This is a genomic window from Candidatus Thorarchaeota archaeon (genome assembly GCA_013388835.1).
Taxonomy (GTDB): Archaea; Asgardarchaeota; Thorarchaeia; order Thorarchaeales; family Thorarchaeaceae; genus JACAEL01.
Genome location: JACAEL010000027.1, coordinates 21,086 through 28,877 on the forward strand (window position 1 = coordinate 21,086; position 7,792 = coordinate 28,877).

Here is a 7,792-nt window from a genome sequence, read left to right on the forward strand (position 1 = left end):
GGACAGAGTCTGACACAGGAGTCTTGTCACTCCCAGGAGACGGCACTGGGGTCACTCCTCGAGAAGAGGTCTCATGAGGTGTCTAACCGACCTCGAGCTCTCAGTTCCCGCACGGAGGTATATATGCACCACGCAGTGATGTCCAAGATTGTCCGACTTCTGGGCAGCTGCTGCTAACCCCTTCGACATGGCACAGCCGGTCTTCCGAACAGAGAGCGAAAGGGGAAAGAGGAGTGCTTGGCACAGTGTGGTGCAAGCGCTCTCTCTATTCTGACCTCAGCGCATCAACAGGCATGAGCTTGGACGCCCTGTGCGCTGGGTACAGAGCAAACACGAGGCTCACAGACACTCCAAAGAACAGCGCAACCATGATGAGCGATGGTGTGACAATCGGAGCGAATGCCATGCCGAGTCTTCCAGACATACCCCCGGCGCCAAAGCCCGACGAGTTTCCTCCTGTAATTCCACTGACACCGACTGCAATGACGTTTCCCAGAACCGCTCCGACGACTATGCCGACAACTGCCCCAATCAGTCCGATGATGCCAGCTTCGGCAAGGAACATGGCAAGGACAGTACGTCCCTTCGCCCCGAGTGCCTTGAGTATCCCTATCTCGCGTGTCCGTTCTATCAGTGACACTATCATGATGTTCATGATCCCTACGCCGGCAACCAGAAGTGATATCCCTGCGATTCCTGCCATGAGCAGTGAGACCAGACCAAGTGCTGACGAGATGGTGGCAAGCAGTGCGGTGGGTGATGTGACAGAGACCTTGTTTGAGTACAGGGCCTTGATTGCATCAGACGTCGCCTTGACCATCGCATCACTGTGATCCATCAACCTGACAACTATCTGGTTTACGACCTCGGTGTTGAAGTATCCAACCGCCGCCTGGAGTGGAATATACACGCCATTGTCAGACGGGCCCACCCCGAAGCCTCCTATCTCCGCAAGCACCGCCACGACTGTGACTGTCTTGTTGATGTACACGAGACTGGTGCCGTTCCTTGTCGCGTACTGTAGCAGGAATGTCTGACCCACATCCACTGCGATACTGCCGTTATCGAACGGGTCGTAGATGCCATGTCCGATGACTGCCGCATCATCTGATGGGACTGCGGGTATCACACCGTGTTCTGCGACAAACGTCGAGTACAGATTTCCGTAAGTGGTGAAGTTGACACCATGCACACTGACGGTCCGAGACATGTCCTCGAAAGTCGCAGTACATGACTTTGAGAGCACGGCAGCTGAGTACTGAACATTGTCCAACGTGTTGATATAGTCGGTGTCATTCACGTAGAGACTGAAGTCGCTACTGGAGCCGAATCCCAGATACCCGGTGCTGACAATCACAGTATCAGTTGAGAATCCCTGTTGGAACTGCTTCTCAATGGCAACCTGGAATCCTTGCGTGAATGACAGCAGTGCGACAATCGCCGCAATGCCAATCACGATACCGAGCGTCGTGAGCCCGGACCTGACCTTCCTGAGCCTTATTGCTCCAAAGGCATACGCCAATGTGTCTGTTGCTCTCAACTCATCTCACCTCATCCGACACGATGCGACCGTCCCGCATCCTGATTGTTCGCCTGGTCCTGTCTGCTATCTCCTGATTGTGAGTGACCACCACCACGGTCACCTTCTTACTCTCATTCAACTCGACCACGAGGTCCATTATCTCTCCCGCAGAGACCGAGTCAACGTTCCCTGTCGGCTCGTCCATGAGAAGAAACGTGGGCTCGTTGACCAGCGCTCTGGCCACTGCCACACGCTGACGTTCTCCACCACTCAGCTCCGACGGCCTGTGATGCGTCCTGTCCGCAAGCCCAACGCTTCTCAGAGCATCTACTGCCCTCTCGGCCCGCTCCTTCTTCGGCACCCCCGATATTGCCAGTGGAAGCTCAACGTTCGCCCTTGCGTCGAGACGGGGTATCAAGTTGAACGACTGGAACACAAACCCCACTCTCATTCTCAGCTCTGCGAGTCTGTTGTCACTGAGAGTTGAAGTGTCAGTGCCTTCGATGGCCAGTGTCCCGCCAGTGGGTCGGTCCAGTGCCCCAATCATGTTCAGCAGCGTGGACTTCCCACTACCGCTCGGCCCAAGGACGGACACAAGCTCTCCTCGGTCAACATGGAACGTGACACCGCGCAGTGCCTCGACTCTCACCTTTCCCATTTGGTAGTCCTTTCTCAGATCTTCTACTTCTAAAACCGCATTCAACCGCGTACTCCTCCTTGGGAATGACCTACAATCAGATGCCCTCCTGCTTGCGCTCACCGGCAAGCCGTTCCAACCTCCTCACGAAGCTCTCCATGACCTTTGCCAGCTCGGCGGCTCTCTCCTGACCAGAGTCCTCGTCAGCTGCTTCCACTATCTGTGCAATTGCATCAAAGGCGCGCCGCATCTGCTCGGGCAGAAAACGAAACCTCTCTGGAAGGTCGAGAAATGGCAGAGACCGCCCGGACTCGAGCCTCTCTCGCATCTTGGCCACCATGTCTGACTGCTCACTCAGGAAGGCCCTGCCCAACTCCGTCAGTCTGTACTTCCTTGTCAGGTCCAAGTCGGCTAGCTCCTCAGTGAAGCCCTCCTTCAGCAGAGTCTTCAACAACGGGTAGAGCGAGCCCGGACTTGGCCTCCAACGGCCACCTGACTCATCCTCAATCTGCTTCGCAATCTCTGAACCTGACAGTGGACGCTCCTTCAGAAGCGCAAGCACTTTGTACCTCAAGAACCCCCTCGGCACATGTCCCGTGTACTTCACCCACTCGCCCAGCACGGGCGTGGGCAGCAGCTTCCTCAGGTCTCCATCAGCTGGCAGCCTCTCTTGTGAGAGATAGAGCTTGTTATCGACCTCAACAAAGGGGAGCCGGCTTCCGACTGGTGAACGAACAAGCAGCATAAAGACCGGCGGGAGACCCAGCTCCTCCGGAGCCAGCGCAGTCTCTGCAGACACCGCACCCCGTCTCTTGAAAAGCTCGATCGTGTCCCTCAGTCTCTGCTCCATGTCGAGAAACATCTTGGTCAGCCATTCCCTGTCTGAATATCGCTAGCGATATCGTTAGTGATATGATATCGCTATTGATATCGTTATAACGTCATCGGTATGCGCAGTCTGTCGCAGGCGGTGTTGTCAACCCCTCTGTTTCCAGCTCTCTGCAGTACTACGGGTTGTCTGCCAACGAGATGAAAGACCAGTAACAGCACTTGATGCCAAATGGCATCCACGATGGACCGGTACGCTCCGTGGCCTTGCCAATCTACCTGAATGTGGCAGGCCATGAGATTCCGCATCAACGAACCAGTCAAGCATAGATGCTCGCTACGTAGAGCTGCGACCTGGCGAAGGGACTATGGAGACACCTGCGGTCTTGGTTGAGAGGATAGTCATGGCCATGAGGTGACAAGCCTCACTCGTCGTGCAGAGGAGGCCGGGTCGTATGCGAACAGGGACATCAGAGCCATGGTCGGCGACCTCCTCTCTATTCCGGTCATGATGTCATGGTAGGTGACGGCGGTCGTGGTAAACTCTTCCCGGATCAAGTCCTTGGTGGACTCCATTTCGCGAGAGAGGTCCAAGAGGAATGACTGTCCGTATGAATCATGTCCTTGACCTCGCCGATCTACGGATCTCTCGGATGTCTTCTTCACAGCAGAGTAGGTCATACAGAGTGTGGTGGTCGCGTCATCATGCCTTGAGAGTTGTGCAAGCGCATAGAAACACATGCAGAGCGACTATGAGATGTGGAGATGCTCAAGACTTGTGCGCTAGAGGTCGGCCTGCACAGGACCATGCCTCGTGAATACACTTATATCGCAGATATCGCAACTCAGATGCAGTGCATGTGCAAAATGCCGCAATCCTGACTCTGACGCATTGCGAGATTCGCACCACACAGGCACACAAGACTAGGACATTGATCGTGGCAGCGTCATGGGACCAGACTCTGCCTGTCATCTGACGAGTTCGGTGACCTGTGATGCATCCGTGCGAGGATGTGGACCAGAGCGCCTAGGTGGGCGCGTGCGGGCCCTTGGAGTGGGCCCGCATACTGGTCATTCATTCTGTCATCTAACCAATTGCAAACTCGGACTCTAGTTCCCTCGCAGCTGCTCTCACCAGTTCTGACTCGTCAGTCAGCCCGCGCTCGATGACTTGCGAGACCACACTGTGAGGGGCCCATCTTGAGGCCTGAACTGTCGCCGCACGAACCTTCTCCGACTCATCCTCGAGAAGACGCGCCAGAAGCGGGAGTTCGTCTTCATCAAGCGTCATCAGGAGCAGTCTGGCTGCCTCCGCTCTGACATCCGGACAGGGATGTTCGGTCATTCGGGCCACGCGCTCCCCGTCCTTGACGACAACTCTTGCCCGCGGCTCTGGTGGCGGAGGTGTCGGTCTTGATCTGACAAACCCTCTTGAAGCGAGCACCGACAGGGCTTCGGCAACATCGGCTCTCAACGGATGGTCTCTGTCTGAGAGAAGGCGAGTGAGGAACTGCTCGCATCCAGGGTCCCCGGAGGCAGCGAGGACTTGGAGCGCCCTCTTGCGTATTGACAGTGGACCTCTTGGTATCAATGACATCAGGACGCGACTGCAGAATATGCTGCCACAGTACTCTATCTCGTCGAGCGCTCTCAGTACGGTGCGCTCGTCACGACTCTGTAGGTCTTCTTGAGCCCAGAACAGGCGTTCAAGCAGGATGAGTTCGGGGTGGGCAGACCGGTCCAGTCGGTTCATGTCTCTGAGCCTCTCAACCTCAGAGAGCCAGTCATCCTCCGGTACGCTCACGACACGAGACTCGATTGGAAAGCCAGCAGCGGCGAGGGCGGCTTGGACCTGACCCCAAATCGTCAGACCAACGACATCAGTCCTCACATCGACTCCAAGGGCACCTAGGACCATCCTCCCGTAAGCTGATGCCCTGAGAGCCCCCACGTAGAAGCGGTCCACTGCTCGCCCCTTGACAACAGAGTGGCTGTGGGGCACCTCGACACGCGCCATCTCATCGACTCGCTCCTTGAGGACATCCTGTAGCAGTACAGCGTGCTCGGTGGAGGCCGCAGCTTCAACGTCCACTCTCGATACCAGAATTGGACCCGGTGTCCAGCTGAGCGCATTCCTCAGCCAGCCGAGAGCCTGCCTTCTGATGTCGACGATGGTTGTGGCCGCGCGGCATATGGTGAGCAGTCTGCTCGACGGAAGCCCCACTGCGAAGTAGAATGGTTCAGTCCCGAGCAGTGACACGACCTGATCCCTCAGACAGAGACGACGACCACCAAGCGTCTCGCCAATCTCCTCAAGGCAGGACGACACTCTCTCGGGCGTATGGGTTGCGGAGAGCTCTAACAGCAGCTGCGACCCTCTGACAAGGTCCACACACTCTATTGCTGAGAGCAGCTCTTCGTTCAGAGTCATTACGCGTTTGGATCTCCGTCGCACTGACATGCATCCAAATGATTCCAGGCAAATATAGGTCCTGTTGCTGCGGGCGATGACGCAGTAGAGTGTATGTTTCTTGTGACGTCCAACTGCAGCACGAGGGTGGACCAGTTCAGGCAAGTCTTGTGCACAGTCCACATGCTTCACGGCATGGAAGCACTACAGGTGAGGTCATGCGACACTTCCGGCGACCTCGGTTGATGACCCGGTGTCGTCACACATGTCTAGGCATCTTGTCCGCAGCTCTCCTGACAGAACATGAAGACTGGTCTGACGACGTACCAGCCTCGTAGCTCTTGGGGCCTACACGGGATGACTGTGCCAGCTTTCAGCCTCCAAATCCTTAATAATGGCGCACGCAATACGTCAGTCGGTGGTTACGGATGGCACAGCTTCGGGTGACTGGGCGAGGATTCTATGGCAGGACTGAGATCCTCAAGAGGATATCCAAAGCCCTTGAGTCGTGTGGTGAACACAACGGTGGTGTCATTGGTCTCTGTGGGGGCCCTGACTATGGCAAGACCGCGATTCTAGAGCGCTGCCATGAGACACTGAAAGACAGATCTATCACAATCATGGTGCGGTTTGAGAGGGAACAGAGTCCACTTGAACGTCTGTCGGCGATTGCAGAACGCGCGAGGGCGAAGGGTCTGAAGACTCTGAGGTACGACCATGTCTGCGAGGCCATTGAACGTGCCCTCACCAGCAAGATGAGCGGAGCGGCACGGACAAGGCTGCTGAATGATGCACTAAGAGCATTTCCATTCTTGAGAGATTCACTCGCTGTGGTCACTGCAATGCCCAGCGCATGGCGTGCTCTTGACCGTCGAATCGACGAGCACTTCGCGGGTATGAGAAAGTGGGTGGCTCAGAATCTGCCAGATGTCGACGGAGAGGCGTTCTCAAACCTGATTGACTCAAGCGATCAGCGCCTGCTACTGGAGATGCAGGCGCTTGCGGACGATATCGCGACCTCTGAGGGTGATGAAAGGCCGGTGCTGCTGCTCATCGACGAGTTCGATTACGCCGAGCACGAGCCCGGCCTCAGCATTGCTATGGGCAGCCTCTGCTTGAACGAGGCTCAGTTGTGGCTGGCCGTATTCGGGAGGATCAGGGGCGTACTTCTTGTGACCGCAGGACGCGAGCTCACAGAAGATGGCCAGTCGGTTGGGATTGCTCGGGAACTCATCGAGGTCAAGGAGCTGGACCACGAGAGTTGTCTGAGGATAGTGGAGCGGATAGAGAGTCGTGAGAAGAGAGAGCTAATAGTCGAGGTGTGTCATTGGAATCCCGGTGCGATATGGGCGGTGTTGGACCTCGAGGCACATGGACAGCTAAGCATCTCGGAAATAGAGTCCATGCGGTCTTCGAAACTCGGGGTCGTGCGACAACGGATATGGCATCGCTTCACGGACCGGACGCCAAAAGAACTTGCGGATGTTGTACGCGCTGCAGCGCTTGTGCCATTCTTCAACAGACAGATACTCTCTCGGATATGCTCCCAGTTGTTCGATACCACATGGAGGGATTTCACGCGTCTCAGCTTTGTCAGGTATGAAGAGGTGGACATGGTTCTACCAAGGCTCCGGAAGCAGGACATTGAAGACCACGATCAGGCACAAGTTTCAAGGACCGCTGATTCGGACGACTCCGAGGTGGAAGAGTACTGGTCACTGGATGACCTTCTCAGAGATGTGGTAATAGCTGACTATGGAAAGAGTCTTTCTGAATACGCAGAGAAGGCTACCCGTGCACTCGTGAAAGCAGGCGAGGAGAAAGAAGACCAACTGTACGTGGGGCTCGCAATCTCTGTACTTGCATTGAAGGACGAGACTGCAGCGGTACAACAACTACTCTCCATCGCGGAGAAACTTCACTCAGACCACAAGAACAGGGAGATTCTCCGCATGCTGACTGCTGTACGAGTGCGCGATGACATATCACGAGTGCAGCTCCTTTATGCCCGCGCACGTTCCCTCTCTGCCGTCAACAATAAAGCCGAGGCTGAGTCAGACCTTCAGGCCGCAAGACAACTGCTTAAAGATCTTACTACACAAGGCCATGAAACCTCCCCGTTACTCGCAAGTGTATCCCTTCTCGTCGGAGTTGTTCGCGCGGACACAGGTCGGCCACAGGAGGCTGAGCGCGACTACACGGAGGCCCTTGCGACCTACAGGCGGCTTGCGGAGAGGTCACCTGAGCAGTTCGAGCCTGATGTCGCGACGACTCTGAACAACCTCGGCAATCTCCATGCGGACACAGGTCGGCCACAGGAGGCTGAGCGCGACTACACGGAGGCGCTTGCGATCCGCAGGCGGCTTGCGGAGAGGTCACCTGAGCAGTTCGAGCC

6 protein-coding genes are annotated in these 7,792 nt (G+C 56.1%); 1 reads left to right on the forward strand and 5 read right to left on the reverse strand.

Annotated features, from left to right (window positions below):
- Positions 1-265 precede the first annotated feature (265 nt).
- From HXY34_05795 to HXY34_05815, 5 genes are all read right to left on the reverse strand, one after another.
- On the reverse strand, positions 266-1,540 hold the full coding sequence (locus tag HXY34_05795) for an ABC transporter permease (GenBank protein NWF95634.1): 1,275 nt from the start codon (positions 1,538-1,540) through the stop codon (positions 266-268).
- 1 nt (position 1,541) lies between these two features.
- Positions 1,542-2,180, reverse strand: coding sequence for an ABC transporter ATP-binding protein (locus tag HXY34_05800; protein NWF95635.1), 639 nt, complete (start codon positions 2,178-2,180; stop codon positions 1,542-1,544).
- Between the two features lie 76 nt (positions 2,181-2,256).
- Positions 2,257-2,904 (reverse strand): PadR family transcriptional regulator, encoded by a 648-nt coding sequence (locus HXY34_05805; GenBank protein NWF95636.1) that lies wholly within the window; start codon positions 2,902-2,904, stop codon positions 2,257-2,259.
- Positions 2,905-3,389: 485 nt separating this feature from the next.
- On the reverse strand, positions 3,390-3,728 hold the full coding sequence (locus HXY34_05810) for a hypothetical protein (GenBank protein ID NWF95637.1): 339 nt from the start codon (positions 3,726-3,728) through the stop codon (positions 3,390-3,392).
- A gap of 346 nt (positions 3,729-4,074) precedes the next feature.
- Positions 4,075-5,418 (reverse strand): HEAT repeat domain-containing protein, encoded by a 1,344-nt coding sequence (locus HXY34_05815; GenBank protein NWF95638.1) that lies wholly within the window; start codon positions 5,416-5,418, stop codon positions 4,075-4,077.
- A 407-nt stretch (positions 5,419-5,825) separates the two neighbouring features.
- Here HXY34_05815 and HXY34_05820 point away from each other — a divergent pair.
- Positions 5,826-7,792: tetratricopeptide repeat protein (locus HXY34_05820; GenBank protein NWF95639.1), on the forward strand; the 1,967-nt coding region annotated here is incomplete at its 3' end.